Origin of the sequence: Mycobacterium kiyosense (assembly GCA_021654635.1) — a bacterium.
GTDB classification, from domain to species: Bacteria; Actinomycetota; Actinomycetes; order Mycobacteriales; family Mycobacteriaceae; genus Mycobacterium; species Mycobacterium kiyosense.
The window spans coordinates 3117058-3133141 of sequence record AP025179.1 but is presented as its reverse complement, the minus strand read 5'-3'; the positions used below and the strand labels follow the sequence as shown (position 1 = coordinate 3133141).

Below are 16084 nucleotides of genomic sequence, written 5' to 3'. Positions count from 1 at the left end.
CCCACACCAGCCACGGCCGGCCCTCCTTTGCCCACGACGTTGTGTCGAGGATCGCCGACGCGGGGGAGCGGATCAACTGATTGCGGTGCGGCGAACCCGCCGCTGTACTCGAGAGGGATGGGCTCCTGGACATCCGTCGAGCCGGCCGACCCGCCAGCGGCGATGGACACCTGTCCAGCATTGTCCGGTTTGCCGATCGTTATCTCCTCTCGAGAGACCAATCCCGCGTCATGAACTCGAGCTGTCGAGACCGTTCTTGCTTGCGGTATGGCGTCCTTGCCCGAGGCTGGACGAAGGACTAAAGTTCAAGACGAAACCAGACACGTGTCCATAATCGACGGCATTGGCAGCCCGCTTGAGCCGTGCGCCGCGACGGTGTCGCCACTCGGAGGACCTTCCATGACCAGCAGGTACGCCGGCCTCAGCCGGGACCAGCTCGCCACCCTGGTACCGGAGCTGCTGTTGATCGGCCAGATGATCGACCGCTCCGGAATGGCCTGGTGCATCCAGCAATTCGGCCGGCCGGCCATGTTGCAGATCGCCATCGACGAATGGGCCGGCGCCAGCCCGCTGTACACCAAACGCATGCAGCGCGCGCTGCGCTTCGAGGGCGACGACGTGGTCACCATCTTCAAAGGCCTGCAGCTCGACATCGGTGCTCCACCGCAGTTCATGGACTTTCGCTACACCGTGCACGATCGCTGGCACGGCGAGTTCCACCTCGACCACTGCGGGGCACTGCTGGATGTGGAACCGATGGGCGAAGAGTACGTGCGTGGCATGTGCCACGACATCGAGGACCCCACGTTCGACGCCACCGCACTGGCCACCAACCGCAAGGCCCAGGTCCGGCCGATTCACCGGCCGCCCCGGGTACCCTCCGACCGCAACCCGCACTGCGCCTGGACGGTGATCATCGACGACTCCCACCCGGAGGTCGGTTTCATCCCCGCCCTCGACATCGTCGGCCGGACCCGGGCCGCCACGACTGAACTGGACGACATCGACGAAACCGAGCCGGGGCAGTCCGACTACTCCGGCCCGCTGGTGTCCGACTTCGATTTCGGCGCGTTCTCGCATTCGGCGCTGGTGCGCCTCGCCGACGAGGTGTGCCTGCAGATGCACCTGCTGCACCTCTCGTTCGTCCTCGCGGTGAACGAGCACGCCGGCGACGACGCGGAGCTCACCCGCTCGATAGCCACCAAGCAGGCGATCGGGGTGGCGGGCCTGGCGGCCGAGCGGATCCACCGGGCGCTGGACCTGCCGGCCGGCGTCGAGGGTGCGGTCCGGGTGCTGGAATTGCACCCGTTGTTCAATCCCGCCGCGTATGTGTCGGCTGACTTCGAAGCCGACCGGATGCACCTGCACCCGTCACCGGCCCACGAGGACGACGCGTGGCCGGCGCTGGTCTCGCCAAGCTCCATCGAGCCGTTGCAGGCGATCGTGGCCGCGGTCGACCCGCATCTGAGCGTCGAAGTCAGCGGCACGCCGACGGACTGGACCGCGATTGTGATCGAAACCGACACGGCGGCAAAGGAATTCTCCGAGGTCGCGGTCACCAAGTTCAGTGGCGGGTCGACGTTCGTCTTTCAGCCGCGCAAGTCGTTGCCCCTGACCCCGGTGTAACGCGCGGCAGTCCGTCCCGACCTTGCAGGGGCGGTTGTTGTCGGTGGGTCTTCGTAGAATTCGGGTATGTCGTCGAGCACGTGTGGGGAGATCGCCGCGGTGCTCGACGGGCTCGATGGGGGCTCGATGGCGAGGCGGATCGCTTGTGTGAGTTGAGCTTTGAGGCCTCGACCACTGCGGAGCTGCTGGGTGTGATCGACCGGGTGGAACGCATCGTGCGCAAGCTGGCGGTGCCCGGGCATGCGGTGATCAACCAACTCTCGCGGCGGCCACCAATGCTGAGCTGTGCGGCACCCTGGCCCAGGCGTTGTCGAATCGGTTGCGGATCAACAAAAGTGACGCCAACCAACGCATCACCCAGGCCGCCGATCTGGGGCCGCGCCGGGCGATCACCGGCCAGCCGCTGGGCCCGGCGCTGCCCCAGACCGCGGCCGCCCAACGCGACGGGCTGATCGGGGCCGAGCACGTCAACATCATTCAGGGGTTCTTCAACAAGCTGCCCGACACCGTCGATGCGCCTGCCCGCGCCGAAGCCGAAGCCAAACTGGCGTTGATCGCCGGGGGGTATCGCCCCGACCAACTCGCCGACTACGCCCAGGTCTACAAAGACTGCCTCAAACCCGACGGCGACTTTAGGCCCGACGAACCCGAACACACCCGCAAACGCGGCATCACCCTGGGCCGCCCAGCAACCCGACGGAATGACCAAGATCAGCGGCTGGCTGACCCCCCAATGCCGCGCCACCGTCGAACCGGTGCTGGCCAAACTCGCCGCCCCCGGCATGGCCAACCCCGACGACGACCACCCCATCCTCGACGGGCGCGCCGCCCAAGACGCCGTGGACCGCGACACCCGCACCGCCGAGCAGCGCACCCACGACGCCCTGATGGGCGCCCTGCGCGTCCTGCTGCAGTCCGGCACACTCGGCCAACACCACGGCCTGCCCACCACCCTCATCGTGACCACCACCCTGGCCGAACTCGAAGCCGGCGCCGGCCGCGCCCTGACCGCCGGTGGCACCCTGCTGCCCATGACCGACGTGATCGGCCTGGCCGCCCGCGCGCACCACTACCTGGCCGTCTTCGACCACGACAAAACCCTGGCCCTCTACCACGGCAAACGCCTGGCCACCCCCGAACAACGCCTGGTCCTGCTGGGCAAGACCGCGGCTGCACCAAACCGGGCTGCACCGTGCCCGGCTACTGGACCCAGGTCCACCACCTCGAAGGCTGGTTCGCCACACAACGCACCCACATCGACGAACTCACCCTGGCCTGCGGACCCGACAACCGCTTGGTCGAACTGCGCAACTACATCACCCGCCGCAACGCCCACGGCCTCACCGAATGGATCCCCCCGAACACCTCGACCACGGCCAACCCCGCACCAACTGCATGCACCACCCCGAACGACCACTGCAACCCGACCCCAAACCCGAGGACGACCCCTAGCGGCCCGGGGTGTGACGCCTCAGGCGACCGATGCGCCCAGGATGAGATTGACCGCTTCGTCGAGTTGACCGGCGACCTCCTGGTAGGTGAGGAAGCGGGCGGTCATCAGCGCGCCCGCGAAAGTCATCTGCAGCGTGGACTTCACCGAACGCGGCCAACCGGGCCCCAGCGCGGCACCGATCCGCCGCGATACCTCCTCGGCGATCTGTTGACGCAACGGCGCAACGGCGGGGTCGTCGGCCATCAGGGCCGCTCCGCAGCCGGCGGTGAGTTCGGGCTCGTCGGCAACCACCAGCGCCATGTCCCGCATGGTCGCGCTCACCCGCGTCTTGGTGGTGTCGTTGACGTCGGTGTGCAGCGGCAGCTCACGCAACAACCGCAGGTAGACCGCCGCAACCAGAGCGCTTTTCGACGAAAAGTAGGTATAGGCGCTGGCCGGTGACACACCCGCGCGCTGCGCCACCGCGCGCATCGTCAGGTCGGCATACGAGGATTCCCGCAATTCCTCCAGGCCGGCGTCGAGGACTTTGCGAATCGTCTGCCCCGGCCGCCGATCCGACCGGCGAGCTGCCGCTCCTTGGCCCGCGGCGCCGACATGACCGGTCGTCGGCAGCGCCGCGTCTCTAGACACCCGTCCAGTGTAGGAAAGGACGACTGTCAGCCACAACTAGCCGACAAATACGTTCTGATCAGGCCAGAACCACGTCAGGTAAGCAATCGGCGACCCTGGCCAACCTTGCCGGATGGCGACAATGCCGATAGCGTCGCGAGAAGATAACAGACAGCTGTCCAGAAATTTGCGGGAGGGATCGGACGTGGCCGACGATCGTGTGCTGGTGACCGGAGCGTTCGGACTCGTCGGGTCCGCGGTGGTGGCCCAGTTGGCCGGCGAAGGCCGCAGCGTCGTTGCCACCGACCTCGACGCGCCCGCGCACCGCAAACGCGCGCGGGAACTCACTGCGCATCCGTCGGTGCAGGTCAGCTGGGCCGACCTCACTTCACCGTCGGACGTTAAGGCACTGCTCGAGACGGCCGCCCCCACCGTCGTCATCCATCTGGCCGCGATCATCCCGCCGTTCTGTTACGCGCGTCGGCAGCTCGCATACGCCGTCAACGTGGCGGCCACCGCGACCTTGGTCAGGGCCGCCGAACAGATGCCGACGCCGCCCCGATTCGTGCAGGCATCCAGCATCGCGGTCTACGGTGCGCGCAATCCCCACCGCGGCGACTCGTTGTTAACCGCGTCGACCCCGCTGCATCCCACCGACCTCTATGGCCAACACAAGGCTTTGGCTGAGCAGTGCGTGACCTCGTCGGACCTGGACTGGGTGGTGTTGCGCCTCGGCGGGGTGCTCACCGCGCAGCCGCGCTTCGAGATCGACCGCGACCTGGTGTTCTTCGAGGCGGTATTGCCTTGCGACGGAAGGATTCACACCGTCGACGTGCGCGACGTCGCGCACGCGTTCAGCGCTGCGACCCGTACCGACCGGGTCCGCGAGGTCTTCCTGATCGGCGGCGACCGCACCCACCGGATCACCCAGGCCAGAATCGGTGTGGAATACGCCGCGGCCATGGGTCTGCCCGGCGCCATCCCGCCCGGGCGGCCCGGTGATCCCGACGACGACCTGTCCTGGTACGCCACCGACTGGATCGACACCGAACCTGCTCAGAAAGTTCTTGCATTCCAACATCATTCGTTACCGCAGCTGCTGGCCGAGACGCGTGCCAAGGTGGGCTGGCTGCGGTTCCCGTTGCGGCTCGCCGCTCCGCTGGTGCGCTGGTACCTGCGGCGGAAGTCCCCCTACCGCGGATTCCCCGGCGCCACAGCAGATCCCATGCGCGCAATCGCGCGGCGCTTCGGCGATCCGGCACCCTCGGAGTCAGCGGATTCCGTGTCGCTGCGCCCTTAGCTCGAGCAGCACCCCGATGGCCGAACAAGACCGGCGCCGGTGGGACGAGCGCTATACGCGGCTCGACCCGGTACCGGACGAGCTTCCCCAGGCGCCGGGTTTCCTTGCCCCCCCATATGAACCTGCTGCCGACCGCCGGGCAGGCGCTGGACCTGGCTTGCGGCCGCGGCCAGGACTCGGTGTGGCTGGCCCGCCGGGGGCTGTACGTCTGGGGACTGGATATCTCCGCGGTCGCCATCGGCCTGGCGCGAGAGCTGGCTCAGCACAACAACGTTGGCGACCGCTGCCGATTCGACGTCGTCGACCTCGACGACGGTCTGCCACCCGGCGAACCCGTCCAGCTGATCCTGTGCCACAGGTTTCGCGATAGCCGCCTGGACCGGGCGCTGATCGATCGACTGGCGCCGGGAGGTGTGCTGGCGATCGCCACCCTCAGCGAGGTGGACGCCGCGCCGGGGCCATTCCGGGCCAGGCCGGGTGAACTGACCGCCGCATTCGCCGAACTGGACCTGCTGGCGGCCGGCGAGGGCGACGGAACAGCGTGGTTGGTGGCACGTCGCTGACGCTCAGGTTTCCCGGAGGGTCACCGACAACTGCGGCGTTGGACCGTCGCCGCGACGCGCGACCCGCTCCCATGTGGCATCGACCAGCGGCTGCAGCAGCAACTCGCCCAGTTGCCGCACCAACACGGCGACGACCTGCGTCGCCTCCCGGCGCCGGGTGGATGCCAGACCCGCTTCCCGCAAGCCCACGACCTCGCTGCGGGTGAGGTCGACCAGCACATCCAGCAGATGCATACGGTCAGCAGAAGATTCGAGCACCGAACGCCGGATGTAGCTCACCACAACCGGATTGGCGATCAGCATGCGTCGCACCGCTTCGTCACGCGCGGCCGCCAACTCCGCAGGGTCGTCGTGCGCGGAGACTTCGGCGATGGCCAGCGCGAAATGGTCCACCACGAGCTGGTCGACCGCATCGCGCAGGCCCGCTTTGGTCTTGAAGTGATGCTGGACGAGCCCGAGCGTGACGCCGGCCTCGGCAGCGACTGCGCGTAAGGAGACCCGGTCCGCGCCGTACTGGGCGTACATGTCCAGGGCGGTGTTACGGATGCGTGCCTTGGCGGTCAGGTCCTGTTCGGTCGCCCGCGGGTGGGGCGGTGGGTGGGTCATAGCCGGGGGCTTCCTGGTCGTTTGACTAGTACACGGTACATTTGTACCGTCAGCGGCGAAACTCTGGGGCCGGCCGCGGTGGCCGACCTTTCGCCGCGCGAAGGTGAGGCAACGTGTCCGAACTCTTTCCCGCCTACCGGGCCAGTTGGGAGACCGATCAACACCGAGAACTGCGCAAACACGCGGCCGCGTTCCTGCGCAAGGAGTCCACTCCCAACCAGGAGCGGTGGGCCCGCCAGCACCAGGTCGATCGTGAGTTCTGGAACAAGCTGGGCGACGCCGGACTACTGGGTCTCGACCTGCCCGAACGATATGGCGGGACCGGCGGCGACTTCGGCCATTCGGCGGTGGTGGCAGAAGAAATGGCGCTGGCGCACGACAGTGCCTCCGGCTGGATCGTGCACTCGCCGATCGTGGCGCACTACATCGCCAGCTACGGCGACCAAACGCAGAAAGAGCGGTGGCTACCCGGAATCATCAGCGGCGACAACGTATTGGCCATCGCGATGACCGAGCCCGGCACCGGATCCGACCTGCAGGCGGTACGCACCACCGCGGTGCGCGACGGCGAACACTACGTGATCAACGGGTCAAAGACGTTCATCTCCAACGGAACTCACTGTGACCTGCTGGTCATCGTCGCCAAGACCGATCCGGCCCAGGGGGCCGGCGGCATCTCGCTGATCGTCGCCGAAACCAGCGACGACTTGGCCGGCTTCGAGCGGGGCCGGGTGCTGGAGAAAGTCGGCCAGCACGGCCAGGACACCCGTGAACTGTTCTTCTCGGACATGCGCGTCCCCACCGCGAACCTGCTGGGAGACAACGAGGGTCTGGGTTTTTTCCAGCTGATGGAACAGTTGGCCCGGGAGCGCCTGATCATCGCCGCCGTCTGCGCGGGCATGGCCGAGGCAGCCGTGCTGGAAGCCATCGCCTACACCAAACAGCGCGAAGCCTTCGGACGTACGCTGATCAAGTTTCAGCACAACAGGTTTGAACTCGCCGAACTCAAGGCCGAGACGTTGTCGATCAAGACCACCGTCGACTACTGCATCCAGCAGTACATCGACGGCAACAACCATCCCGCGACGGCATCGATGGCCAAGCTGATCGCGGCGGACAAGGCGGTCGAGGTCGTCGACCGGTGCGTGCAGTTCTTCGGCGGCTACGGGTACATGATGGAATACCCGATCGCACGCGCCTACGCGGCGGCCCGGGTGAACAAGATCTACGGCGGCACAAGCGAAATCATGAAGGAAATCATCAGTCGCTCCCTGTGAGTCGACACCGAAATCCGGTAGTGTCACCGCAATGGAGCGTCGCGTCCTCGAAGCGGTCATCTACGAGCGCGAACCACCGATCGCGCGGATCATCCTCAACCGGGTCGACAAGGCCAACACCAAGGACGCGGTGCTGGTGACCGAAGTCGACACGTGCCTGCGCGAGGCGGACCGCGACAAAGAAATCAAAGTCGTCATCCTCAAAGCCAACGGCAAAGGCTTCTGCGGTGGACATGTCGCCCGCTGGGGCCCCGACGAAAACCCTTATCCAGACTTCGGTGACACGTTCGAAGACCTCTACAAGGGCACCGCGGACCTGTTCCTGTGGCCGACGCTCTATCTCTGGGAGTTCCCGAAGCCGACCATCTCCCAGATTCACGGTTACTGCATGGGCGGCGGCATCTACCTCGGCCTGCTGACCGACTTCTGCGTCGCCTCCGAGGACGCGTATTTCCAGATGCCACTTGCCCAAAGCCTCGGCGAGCCCGGCGGTCACACCATGATCGAGCCCTGGCTGATGATGAACTGGCACCGCACCATGGACTGGCTGCTGCTGGCTCCCACGCTGTCGGCCCAGCAAGCCCTGGACTGGGGGCTGCTCAACCGGGTGGTGCCGCGCGAGGACCTCGAAGACACCGTGGAGGAGATGGCGCGCAAGATCGCGCAGATCCCGCTCACCACGCTGATGGCGGTGAAGAGCAACGTGAAGCGGGCGTGGGAATTGATGGGCATGCGGGTGCACCTGCAGGTCAGCCACATCCTGACCAACATGGTCGGCGCCGCCAGCGACGTGCAGGCCCGCCGTGCCGAACTCATGCAGTCGGGGATGAAGCCGCGGGATTTCGTCGACCGCGACGAGTAGCGCTGCGGTCAGCGGCTCTTCTCCCCGGCGATCTTTCGCCCGGCGGCATGTCGTGCCGCGACGTAGCCGAACACCATCGAGCTGGCGATGCTCGCCCCGGCACCCGGATAGGTTCGGCCCATCACCGTGGCGGTGGTGTTACCGGTCGCGTAGAGACCCTCGATGACCCGGTCCTGCTCGTCGAGAACCTGCGCATGCTCGTTGGTGATCACCCCGCCGCAGGTGCCCACGTCGGCGGGCAGCACCCTGGTGGCGTAATACGGCGCCCGATCCAGCGGCCCCAGCGCGGCATTCGGCCGATAGCCCGGATCGCCCAGGCAGTCGTTGTAGGCCGACTGGCCGCGGCCGAAGTCCGGATCCAAACCCTTTGCGGCGAAACCGTTGAACCGCTGCACGGTGCGCACCAGTTCCTCGGCGGGAAGCTCGATCTGGCGGGCCAGCTCGCCGAGGGTAGCGGCCCGCTTGACCGCGCCGCTCTCGATCAGTTCGGCGGGCAGGTGTTGCCGCTTTACCGGGTTGGTGCCTGCCACGTAGCGGCGCACATAGCCGTCGTCGAAAATCATCCAGCACGGCACCGCCTTGTTGGCGTACATCGCCTTGCCCACTTCGACGTACGAGTTCGACTCGTTGCAGAAGCGCCGGCCCGTCGAGTCGACGTAGATGGCGCCGGGCCGCTGCCGTCCCGAGCCCAGTGAAGCGGCGGCCGCCCCGCCGTTGGCGATGAAAACCGACGGCAGCCACCAGGCTTCGTCGAGCAGATCGGTCTTGGCGCCCAACCGCATCGCGGCCTGCAGCACCTCGCCGGTGTCGCCGGCGTTGGCGATCGACCACTGCCCCTCGTTGGGTTGATCGCCGCTGTAGCGGCGGCGCATCTCCGGGTTGTGCCCGAAACCCCCGGCCGCCAACAGAACTCCCTTGCGCGCCTGGACATTCACCGCTCTGCCGCCGTGGCTGATGCGCGCCCCGACCACCCGGCCGTCCTGGACCACCAGGTCCTCCATGGCGGCGTTGACCCACAGCGGGGGCTGGCCGTCGCTGAGGCCGATCAGCACCTTGAGCAGCTGTCCGATCAGCGAGGCGCCGTTGGTGAGGATCTGCCGCCGCGCGATTTTGGCGGCATTGGTGCGGGCGAAGACCTTGGTCGCCACGGCCAGTGCCCGCGGAGAACGATTGAAGTACTGCACCGAACGCAGCTCGTTGGTCAACACGATGTACCCGTAGTTCTTGGCCAGCGACGGCTGCACCTTGTCACGCCATCCGCCCAGTTCGGCGGCGTCGAACGGAATTCCCTCGACCGCCCGGCCGGATTCGTTGCCGCCCTTGTGATTCGGGTAGTAGTCACTCCATCCGGCGCAGCGGATCAGCCGAACACCCTTGCGCATCAGGAAGTTGAGCATCTCATAGCCAGCGGTGAGGAACATCTCGCGGCGCTCCGGTGAGGACGCCGGGCCGACGTCGCCGACCACGTCGGCCAGATAGGCCAAACCGTCCTCGTGCGAGTCGACGATCCCGTCGGCCCGCATCAGCGGATTGTTCGGCATCCAGACGATGCCCCCGGACAACCCCGTCGAACCGCCTACCAGCGCTTGCTTTTCGACGATCAGCGGCTGCAGCCCGGCGTCGAGCGCAGCCAGACCGGCGACCATGCCACCGCCACCGCTGCCCGCGATCAGCAGGTCGACGGACCGATCCCAGTTGACGCTGCTCACCGTGCTCCTCCCGTCGCAGTCGCCGCACCGGAGGTGAAGCCCAGGTCCACCATCGGGACGTCGATGGTCGTATTGGTCTTCTGGATCGCCGGCACCAGCGTTTGATAGGGCAGGCCGGCCAGGAAGCCGTCGATGACGCGTTCGAAGTTCGAGATCAGCCCTTCGATCTGGCTGGACAACCGCATGAACTCGAAACCCTTGGAGTGCAATCCCTTTTGCTGCTTGGGTAGGTTGGCGAAGTCCTGGGCAGGGATCGGTGGCCAGCGTGGGTCGTCGGGTGCCATGGGTTCCGGCGGTGTCGGTTTGCCGGTGATCTGCTCAGGCGGGATGCGGGTGAGCGACCAGATCTCGAACAACGTCTCTTCCGGACCGAGCGGGCGGATGCGGTACGACGAGGCGCTGCTGTACTGCGGTAGCAGGAAGTAATGCGGGAAGCAGAACCCGATCGCGTCGACGATGCCGCGGCGCTGCAGCTCGTTGAGATCGGGGATGTCGCAACCGCGGGCCCGATGCCAGTGCACCACAGCGTCGTTGAGCGTGCGCTTCCACACCGCCATCGCCTCGGCGGCGTCGGCCGGCAGCTCGATGTCCTGCAGGCCCTCGGCGATGCGGACGTCGTTCTCGTGGGTCATGCCGGCCATGCCTGCCCCCAGGGTGCGCATGAAATAGAGGCTGGTCTGGACCAGTCCGGGCGGCTTGCCGGTGGCGGGCTGTGCCGACGGCAGCAGCTGCGGATGGGTCTGCGGCACGTGGTAGCCCTCCATGAAGGCAGCCGTCGCCAGCTTCCAGTTCACCGGCAGCCGGCACGACTGCCACCATTCGGTGCGCAGCGATTCCACCTTCCAGGCGTCATAGATGGTGGCGAACGGTTCGAAGCAGTCCCGCAAGCCGGGTGCCTCGTCGTCGAGGTTGATCCACGCGCAGCCGCCCCAGAGTTCGCAGCGCACGTCCACCAGCGCGAGGTCGTGCGGGTCCAGGTTGTGCTCGTCGAACGCCTCGGGTCGCAGCACGAAGGTGTTGCGGCCGTCGATACTCCAGCACCAGCCGTGGAACGGGCAGACGAAGGTGCGCCGGGATCCGGTCAGCGACCCGGAGCCTTCCACGAGTTTCACCCCGCGGTGCCGGCACGCGTTGTGGTAGGCGCGCACGGTGTCGGCGTCGACCCGCACCACGACGATCGACTGGTCGAGGATCTGGTACTCCACGAAATCGCCCGTCTTGGGAATCTCTTCGAGACGGCACGCCATCTGCCATACCCGGGGCCAGAACCTTTCGTTCTCCAGCGCGTAGAACTGCGGGTCGTAATACCGCTGCTTGGGTATCCGGTCGGCGGCTTGCACCGCCCACGGCACCGGCAGCGGCGTCCAGTTCACGTCCATGTCATTGCTCCGTCGGTTTCGGGTTCACAGGATCCTGGACATCCGGCCCTGCCAATAGCGTTCCCGAATACGCCGCTTGTAGAGCTTGCCGTTGGGGTCGCGGGGCAGTTGCGGGTCGAATTCGATTGTGCGCGGGCACTTGTAGGCGGCCAGGTGGGATCGGCAGTAGGCGATCAACTCCGCCTCCAGCTCGGGCCCGGGGGTGATTCCGGCGGCCGGTTGCACGACGGCCTTGACCTCTTCGCCGTACTCGTCGTTCGGCACGCCGAACACCGCGGCGTCGACCAGTTTGGGGTGCATGACCAACAGGTTCTCCGCCTCCTGTGGGTAGATGTTGACCCCGCCGGAGACGATCGTGAACGTGGACCGGTCGGTGAGGTAGAGGTAGCCGTCCTCGTCGACCCGCCCGACGTCGCCCAGCGTGCGCCAGCCACGTTCGTTGGACACCGATGCGGTCTTGGCGGGGTCCTTGAAGTACTGGAACTCCGGGCCGCCCTCGAAGTACAGCTCGCCGGATTCGCCGACGGGCAGCTCGTTGCCGTCCTCGCCGACGACGTGCACCGGTGTCATCGGAATCCCGACCGAGCCGGGGTGCGCCAGCCACTCGTCGGGGCCGATCGTGGTGCCGGCGAATCCTTCGGTGCCACCGTAATATTCGTGAATGATCGGCCCGAACCCGGCCATCATCCGGTGCTTGACGTCGACCGGGCAGGGTGCGGCGGCATGGATCACGCAGCGCAGGCTCGACACGTCATAGGCGTCGCGGACCGCCGCGGGCAGCTTGAGCAGCCGCACGAACATGGTCGGCACGAACTGTGCGTGCGTCACCCGATGGGTCTCGATGAGCCGCAGCACTTCCTCGGCGTCGAACTTCGGCATGACGATCGACGCCGCGCCCACCCGGTTGACCGCCATCGTGTAATTCACCCCGGCCGCGTGGTAGAGCGGGGCGGGGGACAGGTACACACTCGACGGGGTCATCCCGTACTTGTGTGTCAGCGCCATCTCCAGCACCGCCTGCGCCCAGGAACCGTTGCCGTCCACCGGAAGTGGGCGGCGCACCGCCTTGGGCCGGCCGGTGGTGCCCGACGAGTACAGCATCTCGGACCCGTCGCAGTGCGCTGGCGCCTGGCCCGCTGCGGCCATTGCCCGCTGGTATGACTGCCATTCGGGTAACCCGCGCCCGAGGGCGATACGGGTGCCGGCCCGCGGGTTGGCGCTCGCGACGTGGGCCGCGAGTGCGGTCATCGAAGCATCGACGAAGACCGCCTTGGCGTCGGAATCCTCGATCACGTACGCCACTTCCTCGGGCGTGAAGTGCGTGTTAACAGCGGTGTAGTACAGACCGGAAAGCTGGCAGCCCCAGGTGATTTCGAAGAACTCGGGCCGGTTGGGAAGGATCAGTGCCACCCCGTCGCCGGGGCGTAACCCGGCGTCGTGCAGCATCGCGGCGACCCGCTGGCTGCGCGCGTACAGGTCGCCGAAGGTGATCGCCGCGCCCTCGACGATCAGGGCGGGCGCCTGCGGATTCCGCTGTGCGTGATCGGCGATGTTCACCGGCCGGTCCCCACCATTACGTCGAGGCGGTGGCGCCGTCGGTCGATGCGGCGGCCGCGGCCTGGCGCCGGGCATGCTCGGAGGGCAGCACCTTGTCCTTGAACACGGTCTGGATCAGCTGCTGTACGTCCTTGCTGATCGACGCGAGCGCCACCAGGTCGTTGGAGCTCTGCCAGTGCACCCGCATGCCCATCAGCTCCCAGGCCCGTTTCAGGTTGGCCTTGGTGAGCATCAATGTCGTCAACGGCGCCTGGGCGATGTGCCGGGCGATCGCGTCCACCCGGGCATCGAGGTCCTCCCGTCTGACCACTTCGTTGACCAGGCCGACCTCCAGCGCCTTCTTGGCGTCGATCACCTCGGCGGTGAACAGGTAGTAGGCGGCGCGGCGCCAGTTCATGAAAACCCAAGGCTCGATGGAGCATTCGCCCGAGGGCATGCCGAAGCCCTGCAGCGGGGGATAGGAGAAGTAGGCGTCCTCGGAGGCGATGACGATATCGGTGGTCAGGCCCATGTGCGTGCCGCCGCCCACACAGTAGCCGTGCACCTGGGCAATGGTGGGCTTGGAGAACTCCCACAGGTTCAGCGTCGGCTTGACGAACAAGTCGCTCTGCGCCTTCCACGGGTGGCCGGTCACCATGGCGTTCTCCACGAACGACGGGTAGTCGACGGCGTTGTTGCCGATGGCGTGCCCGGAGCAGAAGCCCTTGCCGTTGGCCTTGAGCACCAGCACCTTGATGTCGTAGTCGCGGTCGGCATCCAGCAGGGCGGCGTCGACCTCCTCGGCGAGCTTTTGGTCCTGGGCGTTGGCCTTCTCGGGCCAGTTCAGCGTGATGCGGGCGATGGGCCCTTCCTTCTGATAGATGATTCGTTCGCGGGTTTCGTTGAGGTCCACGGCTTTTCGATACCTTTCGTGATGGGGGGATGACTCGTTACGGGGTGATGACGCCGATCTGCGCGCCGATGTCATAGGTCGTTCCGATCTGGCCGGTCCACTGCACGGTGCCCGACGCCCCGGCTTCGATCTCCTGTTCCACCTTCTCGGTGGCGATCACGTAGATCGGGGTGCCCTCCTCGACGTAGTCACCACCGTCGACCAGCAGGTCGGTGAGTTCGGCCTCCGACACGGCCACCGATACCCGGGGAATCCGAATCACGAACTCAGCCATGCGCTTTCGCCCTCGCGAGAGTGAGCTGCGCGGCAGCCACGATGCGCGCCGGCGACGGGTACACCTGTGCCTCCAGGGTGGGCGCGGCGGGACTGGGCACGAAGCGGGCGCCGACCCGCTGGATGGGGGCGGCCAGCTCACCGAACAGCTCGGCCTGCAGGATCGCGGCGACCTCGGCGCCGGGCCCGGCGAACTGGACCGCGTCGTGCACGATCACGACTCGCCTGGTGCGGCGGGCGGATTCGACGATCGTCTCGACGTCCAGCGGTACCAGGGTCCGCAGGTCGACCACCTCGGCACTGACGTCCTGCTCCTGCAAGGTCACCGCCGCCGCGAGCGCGTCGTGCACCGCCCGTCCGTAGGCGATCAACGTCACGTCGGTACCGGGCCGCTTGATGTCGGCCTGGCCCAACGGAATCGAGAATCCCTGCGCGACGGGGACGGGTCCCTTGCGGCTCTGCAGCCGGATCGTCTCGACGAACAGGCACGGATCCTCGTCGAAAATCGCCGAGGTCAGCAACCCCTTGCCGTCCCGGGGAGTGGACGGGACGATCACCTTCATCCCCGGAATGTGCATGAACCAGGCCTCCAGCGACTGCGAATGCGTCGCGCCGGTCGCCAGGCCCGCGTACACCTGGGTGCGGATGGTGATCGGCGCGGTGGTACGTCCGGCGGTCATGAACCGCAGTTTCGCGGCGCTGTTGATCAGCTGGTCAGCGGCGATACCGATGAAGTCCATGATCATGATCTCGGCGACCGGCAGCAGGCCGTCGATCGCCGCACCGATCGCCGCACCGACGATCGCGGCCTCCGATATCGGCGTGTCCAGCACCCGATCGTGGCCGTACTTGGTGGACAACCCGGCGGTGGGGCCGGAGGCGCCGGGATCGGCGATGTCCTCGCCGAGCAGGAAGACCCGTTCGTCGGCTGCCAGCGCCTGATCCAGCGCCAGGTTGAGCGCCTCGCGCATGGTCATCTCTTTGTCGCTGCCTGGTTGCAGGTCTGGAGGTGTCACGCGGATTCCTTACCGGGGGAAGCTGATCGGCGTCGCGTATACGTCGCGGTCGAGTTCTGCGACCGACGGCGGGTCGGCGCTGAGCACCGCACGCAGTGCTGTCTCCACCGCCGCTGCGGCGTCGGCGTCGATGCGGTCCAATTCCTCGGCGCCGCAGATCCCGTCCTCGGCCAGCCGGGCGCGGAACCGCGGCACCGGGTCGGCGGCCATCGCCGCGGCGAGCTGATCCTTCGGGATGTAGGGCATCCGGTCGCCGAAATAGTGGCCGCGGAAGCGGAAAGTCACACATTCGACCAGGGTGGGCCCGGCCCCGGCGCGCGCCCGTTGCAGCGCCTCCTCGAGTGCGGATTGCACCGCCAGCGGATCGTTGCCGTCGACCCGGACCCCCGGCATGCCGTAGCCGGCGGCGCGGTCGGCGACCCGCTCGATCTTCATCGTGTCCGAGGTCGGCGTCATCTCCGCGTAGAGATTGTTCTGGCACACGAAAACCAGCGGCAGATCCCACAGCGCGGCCATGTTGGCCGCCTCGTGGAACGAGCCGGTGTTGGTGGCGCCGTCGCCGAAGCTGACCACGGTGACCCGATCGGTGCCCCTGCATTTGGCGGACATCGCCAGGCCCACCGCCACCGGTGGCCCGGCCCCGACAATCCCGGTCGAAAACATCACGCCGACAGCGGGATTGGCGATGTGCATGGTGCCGCCCTTGCCGCGCGCGGCGCCGATGACGCGGCCCATCATCTCGCCGTAGATCTCCTCGAGCGGCACCCCCTTGCCGATCAGGTCGTGCAACCCCCGGTAGGTGGTGACCAACTGGTCGTCGGGACGCAACGCCACCGCCATGGCCGCAGCGACGGCTTCCTGACCGCGCGAGGGCCAGTACACACACATGAACTCTCCGGTGCCGATGCCCTTGGACAGCCGGTCATCGGCCGTCTTCATCAGCACCATCAGCTCGTAGAGGC

The 16084-nt window shown here is 66.9% G+C and carries 13 protein-coding genes and 2 pseudogenes; 6 read left to right on the top strand and 9 right to left on the bottom strand.

What is annotated here, in order from left to right:
- Window positions 1-399 precede the first annotated feature (399 nt).
- Both L6444_RS14830 and L6444_RS14825 read left to right on the top strand, forming a co-directional pair.
- Complete coding sequence (locus L6444_RS14830; RefSeq protein ID WP_236983700.1) at window positions 400-1626, top strand: hypothetical protein; 1227 nt, start codon at window positions 400-402, stop codon at window positions 1624-1626.
- 80 nt (window positions 1627-1706) lie between these two features.
- Window positions 1707-3078 (top strand): annotated as a pseudogene (locus L6444_RS14825) (HNH endonuclease signature motif containing protein).
- Window positions 3079-3097: 19 nt separating this feature from the next.
- Here L6444_RS14825 and L6444_RS14820 read toward each other — a convergent pair.
- Window positions 3098-3709, bottom strand: coding sequence for a TetR/AcrR family transcriptional regulator (locus L6444_RS14820; RefSeq protein WP_370652819.1), 612 nt, complete (start codon window positions 3707-3709; stop codon window positions 3098-3100).
- Between the two features lie 184 nt (window positions 3710-3893).
- On the opposite strand from L6444_RS14820, the gene L6444_RS14815 reads away from it, so the two are divergent.
- Both L6444_RS14815 and L6444_RS14810 read left to right on the top strand, forming a co-directional pair.
- Window positions 3894-4988, top strand: coding sequence for an NAD-dependent epimerase/dehydratase family protein (locus L6444_RS14815; RefSeq protein WP_236983699.1), 1095 nt, complete (start codon window positions 3894-3896; stop codon window positions 4986-4988).
- A 16-nt stretch (window positions 4989-5004) separates the two neighbouring features.
- Window positions 5005-5551, top strand: a pseudogene (locus tag L6444_RS14810) (class I SAM-dependent methyltransferase).
- 3 nt (window positions 5552-5554) lie between these two features.
- Here L6444_RS14810 and L6444_RS14805 read toward each other — a convergent pair.
- Entirely contained in the window at window positions 5555-6157 is a 603-nt protein-coding gene (locus tag L6444_RS14805) for a TetR/AcrR family transcriptional regulator (protein ID WP_236983698.1), read from the bottom strand.
- Window positions 6158-6270: 113 nt separating this feature from the next.
- Here L6444_RS14805 and L6444_RS14800 point away from each other — a divergent pair, with 113 nt between their 5' ends.
- Window positions 6271-7434, top strand: a complete 1164-nt coding sequence (locus L6444_RS14800; RefSeq protein WP_236983697.1) for an acyl-CoA dehydrogenase family protein — start codon at window positions 6271-6273, stop codon at window positions 7432-7434.
- A 31-nt stretch (window positions 7435-7465) separates the two neighbouring features.
- The gene (locus L6444_RS14795) at window positions 7466-8296 is read left to right on the top strand and encodes an enoyl-CoA hydratase-related protein (protein WP_236983696.1); all 831 of its coding nucleotides are present in this window, start codon (window positions 7466-7468) and stop codon (window positions 8294-8296) included.
- 8 nt (window positions 8297-8304) lie between these two features.
- On the opposite strand, the gene L6444_RS14790 is transcribed toward L6444_RS14795, so the two are convergent.
- The 7 genes from L6444_RS14790 to L6444_RS14760 are packed head-to-tail and all read right to left on the bottom strand — an operon-like array spanning window position 8305 to window position 16070.
- Complete coding sequence (locus tag L6444_RS14790) at window positions 8305-10005, bottom strand: FAD-binding protein (protein WP_255731228.1); 1701 nt, start codon at window positions 10003-10005, stop codon at window positions 8305-8307.
- Window positions 10002-11384, bottom strand: a complete 1383-nt coding sequence (locus tag L6444_RS14785) for an aromatic ring-hydroxylating oxygenase subunit alpha (RefSeq protein WP_236983694.1) — start codon at window positions 11382-11384, stop codon at window positions 10002-10004. Before L6444_RS14785 ends, L6444_RS14790 begins: the two co-directional genes overlap by 4 nt.
- A 24-nt stretch (window positions 11385-11408) precedes the next feature.
- Window positions 11409-12941 carry an acyl-CoA synthetase gene (locus L6444_RS14780; protein WP_236983692.1) on the bottom strand — a complete coding sequence of 511 codons (1533 nt, stop codon included), beginning with the start codon at window positions 12939-12941 and terminating at the stop codon, window positions 11409-11411.
- Window positions 12942-12957: 16 nt separating this feature from the next.
- Window positions 12958-13833, bottom strand: a complete 876-nt coding sequence (locus tag L6444_RS14775; protein WP_236983689.1) for an enoyl-CoA hydratase-related protein — start codon at window positions 13831-13833, stop codon at window positions 12958-12960.
- 37 nt (window positions 13834-13870) lie between these two features.
- A complete protein-coding gene (locus L6444_RS14770; protein ID WP_236983687.1) occupies window positions 13871-14107 on the bottom strand; it encodes a lipoyl domain-containing protein in 237 nt (78 codons plus the stop codon).
- Window positions 14100-15083, bottom strand: coding sequence for an alpha-ketoacid dehydrogenase subunit beta (locus L6444_RS14765; RefSeq protein WP_236984145.1), 984 nt, complete (start codon window positions 15081-15083; stop codon window positions 14100-14102). Before L6444_RS14765 ends, L6444_RS14770 begins: the two co-directional genes overlap by 8 nt.
- A gap of 48 nt (window positions 15084-15131) precedes the next feature.
- Window positions 15132-16070, bottom strand: coding sequence for a thiamine pyrophosphate-dependent dehydrogenase E1 component subunit alpha (locus tag L6444_RS14760; RefSeq protein ID WP_236984143.1), 939 nt, complete (start codon window positions 16068-16070; stop codon window positions 15132-15134).
- Window positions 16071-16084: the final 14 nt, after the last annotated feature.

Bases quoted from the DNA above. Each gene is read 5' to 3' on its own strand.
- L6444_RS14830 (WP_236983700.1), top strand. From the start codon at position 400: ATGACCAGCAGGTACGCCGGCCTCAGCCGGGACCAGCTCGCCACCCTG.
- L6444_RS14805 (WP_236983698.1), bottom strand. From the start codon at position 6,157: ATGACCCACCCACCGCCCCACCCGCGGGCGACCGAACAGGACCTGACC.
- L6444_RS14795 (WP_236983696.1), top strand. From the start codon at position 7,466: ATGGAGCGTCGCGTCCTCGAAGCGGTCATCTACGAGCGCGAACCACCG.
- L6444_RS14785 (WP_236983694.1), bottom strand. From the start codon at position 11,384: ATGGACGTGAACTGGACGCCGCTGCCGGTGCCGTGGGCGGTGCAAGCC.
- L6444_RS14770 (WP_236983687.1), bottom strand. From the start codon at position 14,107: ATGGCTGAGTTCGTGATTCGGATTCCCCGGGTATCGGTGGCCGTGTCG.
- L6444_RS14765 (WP_236984145.1), bottom strand. From the start codon at position 15,083: ATGACCATGCGCGAGGCGCTCAACCTGGCGCTGGATCAGGCGCTGGCA.
- L6444_RS14760 (WP_236984143.1), bottom strand. From the start codon at position 16,070: ATGGTGCTGATGAAGACGGCCGATGACCGGCTGTCCAAGGGCATCGGC.